Source organism: Brucella cytisi (assembly GCF_038433355.1).
In the GTDB taxonomy this organism is placed as follows: domain Bacteria; phylum Pseudomonadota; class Alphaproteobacteria; order Rhizobiales; family Rhizobiaceae; genus Brucella; species Brucella cytisi.
The window spans coordinates 1-15,805 of sequence record NZ_JBCAUP010000022.1 but is presented as its reverse complement, the minus strand read 5'-3'; the positions used below and the strand labels follow the sequence as shown (position 1 = coordinate 15,805).

Sequence of the window (15,805 nt, the reverse complement as noted above, 5' to 3'; positions counted from 1 at the left end):
TAAGCATGATTCTATCCGAAAACCGGTTCCCACTTTTCGGAATCATGCTCTAAGTTTTTTCGCCTGAATGCGCGAAGAGGCTCTTTCAACCGTGATCTGATAGTGATCGCCCTGCGTTACCTCAGCGATACGGCTCGGACTAAACGCAACCGCGTTGATGCCGCCTTCGTGGCGCAAACTGTCGAACAGAATTCCAAACTCACCGTCCTTGCGCATTTCCTCGCCGAACGCCTGTGAAGCGGCATAATCAGTCGGATCGTAGATGGCAGGCAATGCTGCCTGTTCACCGCATATATCGACGAAATCTTCCTCCAGCTTCGCCGTATAAACCCGAAAGGTACGGGCCAGACCGTCCTGTTGTGTTGCAACGGTTTCGCGACGCATGTGGTGCGCAACCTCGACGACGGATGTGGTCAGCCGCGCCGCCGCATACCAGGCACCAAGCTCAGGACCATTGAAGCGCATACCGCCCGGTGCCACATGCAGAAACGTCGCCATGACGATGCTGGAATTGGGTCTGCCAAACACCCATTCCTCGTGCGGAAGGCGCTGCAGTCGTTCACTCAGAAGACGGTCATTCGTCCAGCCTGCCAGTTCCATTACGGCTTCGAGATCGGCAGCAGTGGCAACCGTGTCAAAAAGACCAATCGGCGGGAACCGCGACGGGATCAGGCGATAGCTTGGCCATGGAGCGGGATTGCGCTTCACGAGAACACCACGTCTTCATCGCGATAGGGCTGGAACTCGCGATCCAGTTCGTTGGGCTCCATATAAAGGCCGCCGCGCGCCGCATCCAGAAACCGGCGGACGGTCAGCAAGCCATCCTGCAAGCCGCTTGTCACAAGCCGCAACGGTGGATGCCCGCCAAAGACGCCGGACTGATTGGGCGTATGCAACCAGCGGATACCGGCCTTTTCATCGGAATAAAGCACGCCCAGCGCCTGATGAATGCCAAGCACGGCGGACAAGCGCATCAGCACGTCCACATCCAGCGTGATATCGCGACGCTCGCGCACCGCCTTCACCCAGTTGTAATAGGTTGATCTGGAAGGCAGACCCAGCACCATGAGCCGCTGCTGCTCGTCCAGCCCCCACAGATCAGCAATGGTCAGAAATGTACGCAGACCCGGCCCACTCAACCGCTTGCGGGAATGAGGAGAAAAACGAGCCGCGTCGAGAACATCAGGCCCCTTGCCTATCATTGTCTTCAACACCGTATTGTTTCTGACCATAACAGCCTCCGATCGTCCAGATCAGAATATAGTCCAAATTTGGACTTTTGCAACCCTACGGTGTTTCGAGTGAGGAGACAGGCTTTATTCGGCGGCGATAAGGGGCGTTTCAGCAGCCGCATCCGGCATTGTATCGAAGTGGACCGGACGCAGCGAGACATAGCCGTTGCGGATGTCCAGCACATGCGAATAGACATTCTGGCCGTTTTCGAGCCGCGGTAGCTTGTCTTCATGCATGATGCTGATGACGATGGCTTGCGGGCAGCGCGTCTTCAGCGCCTCATGGAACCGCATCTTGGAAGCCGGATCGAGGGCACCGGTTGCCTCGTCGAGGAAGATAATCGACGGCTTGTGCAAGAGAATGCGCGCCAGCACGATCTTCTGCTTCTGGCCGCCGGAAAGAATCATATCCCAAGGCGTGCCATCGGCATCGGTGTCATTCATACGCTCAATAAATTCACCCAGCCCCGCCTCATGCAGGACGGCAGCAACAGCGAGATCGCTGAACAGGCTCTCATCGGCGGGCAGGCTGACAAGCTGCTTCAAGGAGACGGAGGGGAACTTGGCCTCCTGGGTCGCATAAAGCGAGGTGGCATTCTGCGGATAGATGATATCGCCGGTGCCATATGGCCACAGGCCGTTCAGCGCCTTTACGAAGGAAGTTTTGCCTGAACCGGATTCACCGCGCATATAGACCCAGTCGCCTGAACGAATATTGATCACGCCAGAGCGCAGGAACGGTGCTTCGCTATCCGGTCCCTGCATGAGAGTGAGATTGCGTACCGACAGGCCGAAACGCGGATGCTGTTCGGCGAAAGCGAAGCGGTTGATGCCTGAGCGGCTATAGAATTCCGTCGGGTCCTGAACATTCTCGATGGCCTGCGCGAGACCGATCACGCGGCCCGCATTGGCGCGCAGATTGGCAATCGCCGGCATCACCTGAATGAACCACGAACAATCGTTGATCATTGCTGCGACGAGTTCCGCGCCCGTTACATAGTTCCGGAAACTGACGGAACCGCTCATATAGGGCAGAAGGCCCGGAATATAGGCAACGATACGGTTCGACAGAAAACCATAGGCTTGCGAAAAGGCGAGATAGGCAGCATCGAAACGGTTAAGCCGATTCCAAGTGCCATCGACATCCTTGTAGAGACGATCATTGACCGACCGCTGGACGGCTTCACCGCCGGATGCAGAAATCTGGAAACTGCGCCGCAGCAGCGTCGTCCACTCGCCACGATAGGAACCTTCGGCCTTCTGGATGCCGAGATTGAGGCGCTCCAGGCGCTTGCCGATCTTGATCGCGACCAGCGTTCCGAGCGGGACATAGATCACGATTGCAGCAAAGGCCAGAACGGCGCTGCCATAGCTTCCGAGGAAATCCAGTCCCTCCACGTGGGTGGACATTTCAATCAGCTTCTGGCCAATGAAGAAAGCAGACAGGAACACACCGACAATGCCCATGACGAGGCCGATGGCGCCGCCGGTCATGCCCTTGATCGATTCCTGCAGGCGCTGATCGATATTGTCCGGCTGATCCTTGCCCCTGCCCTGTTGCAGATGGAAATGCGTATGCTTGCCGTTCAAAAGCGCAGTGGAAAACTGGTCGTTCAGCCATTTGCGCCATTTGCGATGCAACGTGGTGGACAGGAAATGGCGGGAACCGACCAGCATCACATCCTTTGCCAGCATCAGCAGAACAAGAATGCCTGCATTGGCGGCAATGGTTATGAGAGGATGCTGAACAGGCGCAGTGTTGACGTTAACAATGGAATTCATGAGCAGGCCCGAGGCCTCAGCTACCCATACGGTGGTCTTGCTCACGAACGCCGTCATCAGGAAGATTGCGATGGTGAGAACCCAGGCTTCCTTCCAGCGGTCGGAAACCCAATAGGCGCGCATCAGCCCCCAGAATGACGTCATGTCAGCCACGGCAGACCTCCCCCTTGCCTGCAAGGATTGCTGTCTGGTCTGCCGGTTTTTGCTCAATCCACACCTCGTTCTAGCACCAAATTTGTAACGCTTTGTAACATATTGCAACAAACTGTGGTTAACGGAGTGTTAATAGTCAACACAAAAGCGGAGCACTAACCCGTGAACATGGGGGTGCGCATCAGCAACAAGCTGAAATCGTTAAGCTATCGGCAAGCTAATTATTTTGGATGAAGCGCACGTTTTACTCCGGAAATTCGACGTTTCCGGGGATCATTGCCAATGATTCGAGCAAAACGGTCCCACTAAGCCACCAGATAGGCCTGCAGACGCGGCACTACAAAATCAAGGAAGACACGGACCCGTTGCGGCAATCGCGCACCGCCAAGAAACACGGCGTGTACTTCCTCAATGTCGTTCTCCACCGCCTCGGCCAGAACCTCCACCAATGCGCCAGAGGCGAGGTCGTTCCGCGCATGATAATCGCCGATCCGGGCGAGCCCCAGCCCCGCGACTGCCATGCGCCGGACCGTCTCCCCATTATTGGCCAGCAGCGAACCGTAGACCGCGCGATCCACGATGCGACCGCTTTCCTTCAGCGGCCAGACGGGTGCTGCGCGGCGAAAATTGAAACCAATGCAATTGTGATCGGCAAGATCGTCTATGGTCAACGGCGTCCCGCAACGTTCCAGATAGGCGGGGGCCGCCACGATCTTGCGACGGGCCGTACCCAGCTTGCGCGCCATCATGCTGGAATTGGGCAAGGTGCCGATGCGGAAAGCCACGTCGGTGCGGTCAAGATAAAGGTCAACCAGCTCATCCGACAGGGACAGGTCAATCACGATATTCGGATAGGCCGACAGAAATTCTGGCAACAAAGGCTCCAGCGCCAGCGTGCCCAATGCCACCGATGCATTGACGCGAACCGTACCGCCCGTGCTTGCAGAACCCTGCGAAAGTTCGCGTTCGACTTCTTCGAAATCGTGCAGCAGCCCCTGACTACGCTCATAATAAATCTGTCCTTCGGTCGTCAGCGACAGGCGGCGGGAAGTGCGCTCCAGAAGCCGCACGCCGAGCCTTGCTTCGATACGGGATATGAGCTTGCTGATGGTCGAAGGATTCATGCGCAGAAGACGGGCCGCTTCGGAGAAACTGCCTGTTTCCACCACCCGCAAAAAGACCTGCATTTCGCCAACGCGATTATCCATCGCCCGCTCCATCTGTGAAACAGTTTCACCGATAATGTGGATTCCGAGCGGATTTTCAAGCCCACGAGATTATCCTATTTCTGCTTCACGAAATCAAACCTGACCGAAAGCTGTTTGGTACAGGATCAACAAAATGACGGCCCGAAGCATGAGCCTCCCAAGTTCGCGCTCCTCACGCGAAACGCCGAAGGCCGGTCAACAGGAGATAATATGAAAATCGTGAACGCACACGGCGCGGCCATACCCGCGCTCGGCTTCGGTGTTTTCCGCATGACGGATGCGGAAGTGGAAAACGTTGTTCCAGCGGCGTTGGAAGCCGGCTTCCGCCATTTCGACACGGCGCAGATCTACCAGAACGAGGCTGCTCTCGGGCGCGCACTGGAAAAAGCAGGCCCACGACGCGAGGACCTGTTCCTCACCACGAAAGTCTGGGTCGATAATTATAATGCCGAAAAATTCGGCGCATCCGTCGACGAAAGCCTCGACAAGCTGAAAGTGGATCAGGTCGACCTCCTGCTTGTGCACTGGCCTGCCGACAAGGTGGCTATTGCCGATCAGATTGACATGCTGAACGCAGTGCAAACGGCAGGCAAGACGCGCTTCATTGGCGTGAGCAATCAGAATGTCGCGCAAATGAAAGAGTCTATTCTTCGCAGTGCAGCACCCATCGTCACCAACCAGATCGAAGTCCATCCTTATCTCGACCAGAATGCCGTAGCAGAGGCCGCAAAGGCAGCAGGCATTGCCATCACCGCCTATTACGGCATGGCTGATGGCGCAGTGCCGCGCGACCCCATCTTGCAGGCCATTGGCGCCCGATACGGCAAGACTGCCGCTCAGGTGGGTCTACGCTGGCTGATTGAACGCGGCTTCATCGCACTTTCCAAGACAGCCAAGCCCGAGCGTGTCGCTGAAAACTTCGACATATTCGACTTTGAGCTCAGCGTAGAAGACATGACGGCGATCTCCAAACTCGCTCGCCCCAATGGACGACTGGTCAGCCCCGAAGGTCTGGCCCCGGTCTGGGACAAATAACGGAGGCTATGATGAGCACGATGACGTCTCACGACAGCGCGACGAAGACGGCCGGTTTCAACTGGCCGCTTCTGGCGCTTGCAATCGGTGCATTTGGTATTGGCACTACGGAATTTGCACCTATGGGTCTGCTGCCGGTCATTGCCGACGGCATTGACGTTTCCATTCCGACGGCCGGTCTTCTGGTCAGCGCCTATGCCATCGGCGTCATGGTCGGCGCACCGATCATGACACTTGCCTTCGGACGGTTCGGCAAACGCACGGCACTGATGCTGCTGATGGGCATTTTCACACTCGGCAACATCCTGTCGGCTCTCGCACCGGATTACTGGACGCTGCTTGCAGCGCGCCTGGTAACGAGCCTCAATCACGGTGCATTTTTCGGCCTCGGTTCCATTGTTGCAGCCAGCGTCGTGCCTCCTGAAAAGCGGGCAAGCGCCGTTGCCACCATGTTCATGGGTCTGACAATTGCTAATATCGGTGGCGTACCGGCTGCAACCTGGATCGGTCAGCAGATCGGCTGGCGCATGTCATTTGCCGGTACCGCTGTTCTGGGTCTGGTCGCCATCACCGCGCTCTGGCTTTCGCTGCCGCGCGGCGAAGCAGGCAAGATGCCCGACATCCGTCGTGAGCTTGGCGTCCTGATGCGCCCGACCGTGCTGATGTCGCTCGCAACAACCGTCATGGGCGCTGGCGCCATGTTCACGCTCTACACCTACGTAGCACCTGTACTGACCGACCTTACCGGAGCTTCGGAAGGCTTCGTGACACTGGCGCTTATTCTTATCGGCGTGGGCTTCACTATCGGCAACGCACTCGGCGGACGCCTCGCAGACTGGTCTCTCAATGGTGCAACGCGGATATTTCTCGCAGCGCTTGCCATCATCAGTCTGGCATTGCCGTTCCTGCTGGGAAGCCATACCGGTGCGGCAATCGGCTTGCTCGCCTGGGGTGCGGCGGCTTTCGCCATCGTTCCTCCGGTTCAGACCCGCGTGATGCAGGCTGCATCGGAAGCACCTGGGCTGGCATCGTCGATCAATATCGGTGCGTTCAACCTCGGCAATGCCGTGGGCGCGGCCCTTGGTGGCGGCGTCATCAGCGCAGGCTATGGCTATGCAGCCATTCCGGTCGCAGGTGGCCTGCTGGCAGCGGCAGGACTGTTGTTCACACTGTCCCGCCGCCCAAAAACAGCACTGGCTCCATCAGCCTGCTAATCCAACGTTCTCCTGAACCGCAGAAGCGCCAGCGACGCAAACAGGAACACGAAAAATATGAGGGCGTTCACCTCTCCGGCAATGTCGGAAAGGTGGGCGCCCTTAAGCATGACTGCGCGGACGATCCGCAGAAAATGCGTGAGCGGAAAAATCTCGCCCAGCGCCTGCGCCCAATCGGGCATACCCCGAAACGGAAACATGAAGCCGGACAGCATCAGAGACGGCAGGAAGAAGAAAAAAGTGAGCTGCATGGCCTGCATCTGCGTGCGCGAAGCTGTCGAGATCGTGTAGCCGAGCAGGACCAGCGACAGGACGAAGATCAGCACGCAGGTCAGTAGAAGTGCCAGCGATCCCACAAAGGGCACGCCGAACAGAAGCTTTGCCGCGACCAGCACGACCACAACCTGCACGCCGCCGACGACCAGAAATGGCAGGACCTTGCCCAGCATGATTTCGGCTGGCGTGGCGGGCATGGCAAGCAGGTTTTCCATCGTGCCGCGTTCGGTCTCACGGGTCAGTGCCATGGCCGTCATCATCACCATCGTCATTTGCAAGATGACGCCCAGCAGGCCGGGAACGATATTGTATTGCGACACACCTTCCGGGTTGTAACGCCGATGCACGATGACCTGTAGCTGGCTTCGCGCGGCATCTGCGGCTTCGGCCTGCTTACCCTGTTCACGCAGGAGCGCCTGACTTGCGACAGTTCCAAGCGTTGAAATGGCGCCGCTTGCCACCGACGGGTCGGTCGCATCGGCCTCGATCAGAATTTGCGGCTGTTCGCCGGCATCGACACGCCTTGCGAAATCCGACGGGATCGTCACCACGAAGGAAACCGTGCCATCGGCAATCAACGTCTCGGCTTCTGCCGCACTTTGCACCACATGGTCGAAACGGTAATAGCCTGTGGTTTCAAGAGCGGAAATCATGGCGCGCGTATAATGATCTTGGCTGGTCACAACCAAAGCGCTCGGCAGGCTCTTCGGATCATTGTTGATGGCAAAGCCGAAGAGCAGCAACTGCATCAATGGAACGACCAGCATCATGGCAAAGGTGATGCGGTCACGCCGCATCTGGATGAATTCCTTCACCAGCATCGCGCCAAGACGCTCGAACGAGAACCAGCCGCTCATTGTTTGCTGCTCCCTGAGTTTTTGCCTTTGGACATATTGTCCTGGGCATTGGCCATGAACTGGATGAACACATCCTCAAGGCTGGTTTCACCCGCCTCGACAGTAATGCCCTCGCGGTGCCTGATCTTTTCCAGAGCTGCCTCAAGCTTCGCCCTGTCGGACCCCACGACATGGAGCGTCGCACCGAAAGGCGCAACCTGCTCGACACCCGGCTCGCCCTCCAGTTCACGCGCCACTTCGCCGAGCCTCGGACCGTTGACGATGAAGGTCGTCAGCCCTGCCTTATCGATAACGTCCCGGACTGTTCCCGTCGCCAATAACTTGCCATAGGAAATATAGCTGATGCGGTGGCAGCGTTCGGCTTCATCCATGTAATGGGTTGAAACGAGCACAGTCAGCCCGCCATCCGCGAGGCGATGTATCTCGTCCCAGAAGTCGCGCCGCGCCTTCGGATCAACCCCGGCAGTTGGTTCATCCAGCAACAGAAGCTTTGGCTTGTGCATGATACATGCTGCCAGTGCCAACCGCTGTTTCCAGCCGCCGGAAAGCGTGCCCGCCAGCTGGTCTCCACGAGATGTCAGGCCCAGTTCCTCAAGTGTCCGTGCCACATGCTCCGTCACCGGCTTCAACCGGTAGAGACGTGCAACGAATTCAAGGTTCTCGGCAATTGTCAGGTCTTCATAGAATGAAAAGCGCTGCGTCATGTAGCCGACTTCACGCTTGATCTTCAGCCCTTCGGTACGAAGATCGAAACCAAGCACCTTGCCTTCACCCTCGTCGGGTGTCAGCAGTCCGCACATTATGCGGATCGTAGTCGTCTTGCCTGAACCATTCGGCCCCAGAAAGCCGACAATCTCACCCTCGGCCACCGACATGCTCACATGATCGACGACCGTAGCGTCGCCGAACCGCTTGACGAGACCTTTGACATCGATAGCGTTCACCATTGCCGCCTCCGCCTATCGGGCAGCCAGATCGACATCCACGATCTGACCGGGCTGCAGAGGCGATGCAGGATCGACCGGGTGCGCCTCGACGAGATAGACAAGCTTCTGGCGCGTTTCGAGCGAGTAGATGACGGGAGGCGTGAACTCGGGATCGGGGGAGACATAACTCACCCGGGCTTGCAGGCCGGGCGCGCAACCATCGCAGCGCACGGACAGCGTATCGCCCACCTGCACCGCCGAGAATTTGTTTTCCGGTATGTAGACTTTCAACTTGACCGCGCCATCGGGTAGCATCGTCAAAACCGGTGCAGACGGCCCGGCGATATCGCCCGGATTGCGGATGACATCGGTGATCCGGCCCGGGGCGGGTGCTTCAATCGTTCGCTTGGTCAGATGCCAGCGTGCGGAATCAAGCTGCGCTTCAGCACTCTTGACGGCATTTTCCGCCGCCTTGATTTCTTCAGGGCGCGCGGGCAATCGACCGACCGCCAGATTGGCTGTGGCCTGATTGATCGAGGCCTCAGCCACTTCAACCTTGGTGGCCGCGTCGTCAAGTTGCGCCTGCGTCATCACTCCGCGTTTCGTCAGGTCTTGCGTGCGCAAAAGCGTTCGCTGGGCATCGTCTGCCTGTGCTTTAGCCGTCCTTACGGTGGCTTCCAGAACTGCAATTTCATCGGGACGTTTGCCAACCTGCAAGTCCGCCAGTTGCGCGCGTGCCTGCGCCAATGCAGCCTCGGCCTGCGCGACGGCGATCTTTGCGTCCGCATCTTCCGTCTTTGCTATCGGCTTGCCCGGCTCGACACGATCTCCGCGCCTGACTGCAACGGAGTGGACCTGCGCGACTTCCAGCGGCGCAAGCTGCACAAATTCACCCTCAACATAACCAACGGCAAGGGGCTGCGCACTGCATGCGGCGAAGAGATAAGAAGCGAAAGGAATAATACAGAGAACGCTCATGCCAACACCTCGCCGTTTTTGGCGGTGTCCTTCGCTGCAAGAATAGCCATGAGATTCTGGCGTGCAATTGCCGCGACAGCCGCCGCCTCTTCCGCGCCCATCGTGGACCAGCCCATGCGCCGTTTCACCGCCTCCCGGCCAATGCGGAAATAAACGATCTGTCCGAGCAGAGTGAAGACGAGAAGCCGCGTGGCCTCGCTCTCGGCAGGTTCGCCCGTCGCTACTTCCCAGATGGCACAGAGCCTCTTGTGCGTTGGCTCGAAAACACCTGAATAAATGCGGTCGAGAGCTGCCGTCGGATGCGCCAGTTCACGCAAGAGAAACTGGACAATCTCTCCAGACTGTGGCTGCGCGACGATGAAATGCGTCATCCGCTCCAGCGCCAGACCAAGCTGCTGACGGGCCGTTTCCTTCGTTTCGGCAGGTGCACTGATCACACCGTGGTGCCCGAGCGCCTGCCCTGCAATGCCCTGTATCGTTTCGACAATATAGTCTGCCGCCGCCAGTCGCAGACCTTCCTTGCCGCCGAAATGGTAGGCAATGGAACCGATATTCGCCTTGGCCAAACCGGCGATCTCGCGGGTAGATGTGGCGTCGAAACCCTTCGAACCAAACAGTTGTAAAGCCGCATGGATCAGCGCCGCTCGCGTCTGATCGACCGAGGGCGATGGGGGCTCTTGCCTTGTATGTTTCGTTTTGCTCATACCTTAATTTAATCAATCGATTGATTAAATGTCAAGTACAAGAAAAATCAAGGTGCCGATCGTGGATCTGCACCTTGATTTTACTGAAAATTATAGACGTCGTTCAACCTCGTCTTCCAACATGTCGCCCGACAGCGATCGGCGTCGGCATCTCACAGTGTGTATGAGAAAGCCCCTCCAATGCGGCCAGAATTCCGGCCTTCACAGCGACCGCCTTGCCCGCTTTGCTGTCGACATGCAGCAGCATCTGCTCGGCGCTGGCGATTTCCGTATCGTCACGCCTCAGACTATGAAAGACATGCACGCGTTTTTCGTCAAAGGAGAGCAACTGCGTTTCCACATGCAGCGCATCGCCCGCCTTAGCCTCGCCAAGATGCATGATATGGGTTTCGACCGTGTAGTAGCTATGACCGGATTTCAGATACGCCTCGTCCACACCGATATGTGCCAAAAACCTGTCCGTCGCCTGGCCGAATACATCAAGATAGCGATGCTCGGTCATATGCCCGTTATAGTCAATCCACTCCGGGATCACCCGCGCATCCAGAAGACGCAACGGACCGGAACCTGCCTTGGAAGAGCCCGCCCCATCGAGCCGTGCGGTATAGGAATTGAGAAGCGCGCCCGCACCCCAACCCTTGCCGTTTTGCTGATGCGCAAGAGCGCGGATGATCGCGACCAGATTTTCGTCGCGAATCCGCTCCAGGTCGCGAATTGAAAGCCGTTCATTCTGCGCGTCCGACTGGTCCGCAATGCGGTTGATAAGGCTGTCATCGAGATCGGGTACATCTGTCAGTTTCGTCCATGGCCATTGCAGCGCAGGCCCAAACTGGGCGAGGAAGTGCCGCATACCTGCCGGACCGCCGGCAATGCGATAGGTCTGGAACAGCCCCATCTGCGCCCAGCGAAGCCCGAACGAATAGCGGATGATATCGTCGATCTGCTCGACCGTGGCGATGCCATCACGCACGAGCCACAAGGCCTCGCGCCAAAGCGCTTCCAGAAGCCGGTCACCAACAAAAGCGTCGATCTCCTTTTCAAGCACGACCGGCTCCATTCCGGTCTGGCGGTAGAGCATGGACGCACGTTCAATCGTCGATGCGGAAGTCGCACCTCCTGGTACAAGTTCTACCAGCGGCAACAGGTAAACGGGATTGTAGGGATGCGCGATCAAGAGGCGCTCCTGATGCCGTAACGCAGCCTGCAATTTGCTTGGAAGGAAGCCGGAGGTGGACGACGCGATTAGTGCATCGTCTGCGCAAGCGGCTTCAATCTCCGCCAGCACGGCAAGTTTCAAGTCGAGACGCTCGGGCACGCTTTCCTGAATAAGCGCTGCGTCCGCAACTGCCTCTGCCAACGAGGCCGAAAAGGACAGTTGCCCCTCCTGCGGAAGGCGCACGGTGGTCAGCGCCGCGAGTGCCTTGCGCGCATTGTCGAGAATGTGTTCGGTCGTCGCCTTTGCATCGGGCGACGGATCATAAACGGCAACGTCGAAACCATTCAGCAGAAAGCGTGCTGCCCAGCCGCTACCGATGACACCGCTGCCGATACAGGCAATCTTGGGAGGATGGCTGTTCATGGATATCACCAGCGCTTTGCAAGCTTGAGTTTTTCGCGGACTTCGACAGGCGTCAAAACCTTTGTACCCATATTGACGGCGATGGCTTTCGCCCGTTCAACCAGGTCCCCATTCGACGCCAGAACGCCCTTGTCGAGCCAGATATTGTCTTCTAGCCCCACGCGGATATTGCCGCCTGCCAGCACGGCAAGCGCCGCATAAGGCAACTGATTGCGACCAATGGAAAACGCCGAGAAAATCCAGTTGTCCGGCAGATTGTGGACGATGGAAACCAGCGTCGCCAGATCGTCTGGCGCGCCCCATGGGATGCCCATGCATAATTGCACCAGAACGGGATCATCAAGCAAGCCCTGCTGTTGCAGCCATTGGGCAAGCGGCAGGTGACCTGTATCGAAAATCTCGATCTCCGGGCGCACGCCAAGCCGCTGTATCTGACCAGCCATTTCCCTGAGCATGGCGGGCGTGTTGGTCATCACGTAATCGCCTTCGCCGAAATTCATCGTGCCGCAATCCAGCGTGCAGATTTCCGGCAAGAGTTCAGCGACATGAGCAAGCCGTTCCGTCGCGCCCGCCATATCGGTCTTGGCGGCATCCGGCGGCAGCGGGGCTTCCGGCGAGCCGAAGACCAGATCGCCGCCGACACCTGCTGTCAGATTCAGTACGATATCGACATCGGACGCCCGGATGTGATCCACAACCTCGCGGAAAAAATCCAGTTTGCGCGAAGGTTCACCCGTTTCCGGATCGCGCACATGAATATGCGCAATAGCGGCACCTGCTTCCGCACTTTCAATGGCCGCATCCGCGATCTGGCGCGGCGTGATCGGCACCTTGTCCGAGCGATGCGTGGTGGCTCCGGCACCGGTAACGGCGGCAGTGATGAATATTTCGCGCGCGGGCTTTAAAGGCATGATCGTTTCCCTCAATTTTCGCCGAGCTTGACAGGTCGCAAAATGCCGGGATTATCATTTTACGAAATCTATTTGGCGAAGAGCGAATTGCATGATCTTTGAACCCTCCGACGAAGAACTGAGCGTTACCTTGCTGGTCCTGCCGGATTGTTCGCTTATGTCGCTGGCTGCAACGCTCGACCCGATGCGCGGCGCCAATCGCGTGACGGGACGCTCACTTTATCGCTGGCGGGTGGTGTCACCAGATGGCAGCGATCCCGTCACATCCAGCGGCCTCAAAGTTGCGGCCAATGGCCGTTTCGAGGCTGGCGCGCAGGACATTCTCATCATTGTCAGCGCCTTCCATGCGCTGGAACATGCCACACCGAAGCTTCTCGCCATGCTGGGCCAGACCGCCAAGCAATCGAAGCTCGTCGTGGGTGTGGAAGCCGGATCATGGGTGCTGGCAAAGGCGGGACTGCTCAACGGACGCAAGGCAACGACGCACTGGGAAGACATGGAAGCATTTTCACAGCGCTTCCCGGAAGTCGAAATGCAATCGGATCGCTGGGTGCGGGACGGAGCCTTTCTGACAACCGGAGGCGCTGCCCCGGCGCTCGACATGATGCTGGCGCTCATTCGCGCCCGTCACGGCTATTCCATCGCGCTGGATGTGGCGAGCCTCTATATCTACGATGAGGTGAAACAGGCCTCCGATGCACAGCCGCTGGTGTCTCTTGGTCGTTTGCTCAATCGCGAACCGCGACTGGCTGACGCCATAAAAATCATGGAAACCCATATCGACCGCCCGATTCCCGTGTCGGGCATCGCCCGAAGACTCGGCCTTTCGACACGCAGCCTTGAATTGCTGTTCGCCAATGTGATCGGGCAGTCACCGGGGAATTACTATCTGTCACTTCGGCTGAAAGCAGCCCGGCGGCTGATCCTCGACACGCATCTTTCCATGGCGGACACGGCCGAACAGACCGGCTTTTCGTCGATCAGTTCGCTGTCGCGCGCCTTCAAGCGGCACTTCGGTCAGTCGCCGAGCAAGCTGCGGCAGTAAAAGCACCTTACTTAAAGGCCCAGCCCCGACTTCACCTCTGCGAGCGCAGGCTTGCCGTCGAAAGTGGTCACGCCGTCAAGCCATGCGTCCAGCTGCGCCGGGTTCTCCTTGATCCATTTCGTGACGGCATCCTTGGCTTCCATGCCGTCGTTCAGGATCATGTTCATCATCGTGCTTTCCATATCCGTGCTGAACTTCAGGTTCGACAGAAAGCGCGAGACATTGGGACAGTCGGTCGCATAGCCCTTGCGAGTTAATGTTTCGACAGTCGCAGCACCATCATCCGGTCCGAACAGGTTTTCACCATTTTCCAGATAAGTGAGCTTGTAGCGAATATTCATCGGATGCGGCGTCCAGCCGAAAAACACGACGGGCTCATCCTTGCGCACTGCATTTTGAACCTGCGAGAGCATGGCCTGCTCGCTCGATTCTGCGAGCTGAAAATCCTTCAGGCCGAACTTGTCCTGCTCCACCATAGACTGGATCGTGGCGTTGGCGCTGCTACCAGCCTCGATGCCGTAAATCTTTCCACCAAGCTGGTCTTTGAACTTTGCGATGTCGGCATAGTTCTTAATGCCGAGATCCTTGCCCGTCGCAGCGAGACCGATCTTCGCACCTTCAAGGTTGACACCAGCCTGCTCGATCTTCTTGCCTTCGAGATAGGGTTTGCGTGCTTCTTCCTGAAGCGGCATCCAGTTCCCGAGAAAAATATCGATCTGCCCGTTTTCCAACGACTGGAAGGTGACCGGCACGGAAAGGATAGTCGTCTGCGGCTCGTATCCGGCTTTTTCAAGTAGCAGAGAAGCGAGCGCAGTCGTTGCAGTTATGTCGGTCCAGCCGACATCGGAGAATTTGGGTGCCTTGCAGTTTGCGCCTTCAGCGGCATGCGCCTGAACGCTGGCAAAGCTGGCGACGCTTGCTGCAAGCAATAGAACTATGCGTTTCAATGTCTTCTCCCCTTTGTTTTTATTGAGAACAACATGATAGGGGAAACAGGAAACACCTGTTCGCAATATGCGCAATCATCTTTGCGTTTTGCGCAACAATTGACCAATGATCGGTTGGGTCGATTTCTAGAGCGTTTCCGTTTTTCTCTGAATCGAATGCGCTTCCCAAATCAGTTTTGTTCTGATTCACTGATGCTGGCTGGATGGAGGCCAGCGTTGGATGACCGCACCGATATCGAATGATCTTCGAGAGCGCGTTATTGCCGCCGTGCTGAGTGGCGAAAGCGTTCGTTCAGTGGCGACGCGGTTTGAAATTGCCGCATCTTCAGTCGTAAAATGGTCCCAGCGCCATCGTGCGACCGGATCGGTTCATCCCGGCAAGATGGGCGGCCACCGCAAGCGGATACTCGAACCGCATCGTGATATCATTGTGCAACGGCTCGCCGAGAACCCACACCTGACACTCCATGGCCTGAAGGCGGCGTTGACCGAGCGGGGTATTTCCGTCTCGCACAATACGATCTGGGAATTCATTCGCAGTGAAGGGCTGCGCTTCAAAAAAAACACTATTCGCCCTTGAGCAAGCTCGTGCCGACGTCGCTCGCAAAAGACAGCGCTGGAAGACCCTGCAAAATCACCTTGATCCCGAACGGCTGGTCTTCATTGATGAGACCTGGATCAAGACCAACATGTCGCCGATCAGAGGCTGGGGTCCAAAAGGCAAGCGACTGCGGGCATTTGCACCGCATGGCCACTGGCGCACGCTGACATTCCTGGGCGCTTTGAGAAACGATCAGCTTACAGCACCCTGTGTCTTCGACGGACCGATGAACGGCCAGTGTTTCCGCGCCTATGTCGAGCAGCAGTTGGTCCCGGTGCTCAAGCCAGGCGACATTGTCGTCATGGACAATCTCGGCAGCCATAAGTCGGCAACCATCCGTCAATTGATCAAAGCCGC

The 15,805-nt window shown here is 57.4% G+C and carries 14 protein-coding genes and 1 pseudogene; 4 read left to right on the top strand and 11 right to left on the bottom strand.

Annotation, left to right across the window (positions count from 1 at the left end):
- Positions 1–42: 42 nt before the first annotated feature.
- From AAE521_RS19220 to AAE521_RS19205, 4 genes are all read right to left on the bottom strand, one after another.
- Complete coding sequence (locus AAE521_RS19220; RefSeq protein WP_342062170.1) at positions 43–708, bottom strand: RES family NAD+ phosphorylase; 666 nt, start codon at positions 706–708, stop codon at positions 43–45.
- Entirely contained in the window at positions 705–1,232 is a 528-nt protein-coding gene (locus tag AAE521_RS19215; RefSeq protein WP_071630428.1) for an MbcA/ParS/Xre antitoxin family protein, read from the bottom strand. Before AAE521_RS19215 ends, AAE521_RS19220 begins: the two co-directional genes overlap by 4 nt.
- Positions 1,233–1,316: 84 nt before the next feature.
- Complete coding sequence (locus AAE521_RS19210) at positions 1,317–3,167, bottom strand: ABC transporter ATP-binding protein/permease (protein WP_071630427.1); 1,851 nt, start codon at positions 3,165–3,167, stop codon at positions 1,317–1,319.
- A 305-nt stretch (positions 3,168–3,472) separates the two neighbouring features.
- The gene (locus tag AAE521_RS19205) at positions 3,473–4,375 is read right to left on the bottom strand and encodes a LysR family transcriptional regulator (protein ID WP_071630426.1); all 903 of its coding nucleotides are present in this window, start codon (positions 4,373–4,375) and stop codon (positions 3,473–3,475) included.
- 210 nt (positions 4,376–4,585) lie between these two features.
- On the opposite strand from AAE521_RS19205, the gene AAE521_RS19200 reads away from it, so the two are divergent.
- Positions 4,586–5,410: an aldo/keto reductase gene (locus AAE521_RS19200; RefSeq protein WP_342062169.1), complete on the top strand. Its 825-nt coding sequence runs from the start codon at positions 4,586–4,588 to the stop codon at positions 5,408–5,410.
- A gap of 11 nt (positions 5,411–5,421) precedes the next feature.
- Positions 5,422–6,624 (top strand): MFS transporter, encoded by a 1,203-nt coding sequence (locus tag AAE521_RS19195; RefSeq protein WP_071630424.1) that lies wholly within the window; start codon positions 5,422–5,424, stop codon positions 6,622–6,624.
- Here AAE521_RS19195 and AAE521_RS19190 read toward each other — a convergent pair.
- The 6 genes from AAE521_RS19190 to AAE521_RS19165 form a co-directional block, all read right to left on the bottom strand.
- Positions 6,621–7,757 (bottom strand): ABC transporter permease, encoded by a 1,137-nt coding sequence (locus tag AAE521_RS19190; RefSeq protein ID WP_071630423.1) that lies wholly within the window; start codon positions 7,755–7,757, stop codon positions 6,621–6,623. The genes AAE521_RS19195 and AAE521_RS19190 overlap by 4 nt on opposite strands.
- A complete protein-coding gene (locus tag AAE521_RS19185) occupies positions 7,754–8,704 on the bottom strand; it encodes an ABC transporter ATP-binding protein (protein WP_342062168.1) in 951 nt (316 codons plus the stop codon). Before AAE521_RS19185 ends, AAE521_RS19190 begins: the two co-directional genes overlap by 4 nt.
- 12 nt (positions 8,705–8,716) lie before the next feature.
- Entirely contained in the window at positions 8,717–9,661 is a 945-nt protein-coding gene (locus tag AAE521_RS19180; protein WP_071630422.1) for an HlyD family secretion protein, read from the bottom strand.
- Entirely contained in the window at positions 9,658–10,365 is a 708-nt protein-coding gene (locus tag AAE521_RS19175) for a DUF1956 domain-containing protein (protein WP_071630421.1), read from the bottom strand. The genes AAE521_RS19180 and AAE521_RS19175 overlap by 4 nt, the downstream gene beginning before the upstream one ends.
- Positions 10,366–10,468: 103 nt before the next feature.
- Positions 10,469–11,944: a carnitine 3-dehydrogenase gene (locus AAE521_RS19170; protein WP_071630420.1), complete on the bottom strand. Its 1,476-nt coding sequence runs from the start codon at positions 11,942–11,944 to the stop codon at positions 10,469–10,471.
- Positions 11,945–11,949: 5 nt separating this feature from the next.
- Complete coding sequence (locus AAE521_RS19165; RefSeq protein WP_071630419.1) at positions 11,950–12,855, bottom strand: beta-keto acid cleavage family enzyme; 906 nt, start codon at positions 12,853–12,855, stop codon at positions 11,950–11,952.
- A 91-nt stretch (positions 12,856–12,946) separates the two neighbouring features.
- Between AAE521_RS19165 and AAE521_RS19160 the strand changes: the two genes are divergently transcribed.
- Positions 12,947–13,900 (top strand): GlxA family transcriptional regulator, encoded by a 954-nt coding sequence (locus AAE521_RS19160; RefSeq protein WP_071630418.1) that lies wholly within the window; start codon positions 12,947–12,949, stop codon positions 13,898–13,900.
- An 11-nt stretch (positions 13,901–13,911) separates the two neighbouring features.
- Here the strand turns inward: AAE521_RS19160 and choX are convergent, their stop codons facing one another.
- Positions 13,912–14,847: a choline ABC transporter substrate-binding protein gene (gene choX / locus AAE521_RS19155; protein WP_071630417.1), complete on the bottom strand. Its 936-nt coding sequence runs from the start codon at positions 14,845–14,847 to the stop codon at positions 13,912–13,914.
- A 220-nt stretch (positions 14,848–15,067) separates the two neighbouring features.
- Here choX and AAE521_RS19150 point away from each other — a divergent pair.
- Positions 15,068–15,805, top strand: a pseudogene (locus tag AAE521_RS19150) (IS630 family transposase); the annotation flags it as partial.

Excerpts from the sequence above, each read along its gene's own strand:
- AAE521_RS19215 (WP_071630428.1), bottom strand. The coding sequence starts at position 1,232 with ATGGTCAGAAACAATACGGTGTTGAAGACAATGATAGGCAAGGGGCCT.
- AAE521_RS19205 (WP_071630426.1), bottom strand. The coding sequence starts at position 4,375 with ATGGATAATCGCGTTGGCGAAATGCAGGTCTTTTTGCGGGTGGTGGAA.
- AAE521_RS19200 (WP_342062169.1), top strand. The coding sequence starts at position 4,586 with ATGAAAATCGTGAACGCACACGGCGCGGCCATACCCGCGCTCGGCTTC.
- AAE521_RS19195 (WP_071630424.1), top strand. The coding sequence starts at position 5,422 with ATGAGCACGATGACGTCTCACGACAGCGCGACGAAGACGGCCGGTTTC.
- AAE521_RS19190 (WP_071630423.1), bottom strand. The coding sequence starts at position 7,757 with ATGAGCGGCTGGTTCTCGTTCGAGCGTCTTGGCGCGATGCTGGTGAAG.
- AAE521_RS19185 (WP_342062168.1), bottom strand. The coding sequence starts at position 8,704 with ATGGTGAACGCTATCGATGTCAAAGGTCTCGTCAAGCGGTTCGGCGAC.
- AAE521_RS19180 (WP_071630422.1), bottom strand. The coding sequence starts at position 9,661 with ATGAGCGTTCTCTGTATTATTCCTTTCGCTTCTTATCTCTTCGCCGCA.
- AAE521_RS19175 (WP_071630421.1), bottom strand. The coding sequence starts at position 10,365 with ATGAGCAAAACGAAACATACAAGGCAAGAGCCCCCATCGCCCTCGGTC.
- AAE521_RS19170 (WP_071630420.1), bottom strand. The coding sequence starts at position 11,944 with ATGAACAGCCATCCTCCCAAGATTGCCTGTATCGGCAGCGGTGTCATC.
- AAE521_RS19165 (WP_071630419.1), bottom strand. The coding sequence starts at position 12,855 with ATGCCTTTAAAGCCCGCGCGCGAAATATTCATCACTGCCGCCGTTACC.
- AAE521_RS19160 (WP_071630418.1), top strand. The coding sequence starts at position 12,947 with ATGATCTTTGAACCCTCCGACGAAGAACTGAGCGTTACCTTGCTGGTC.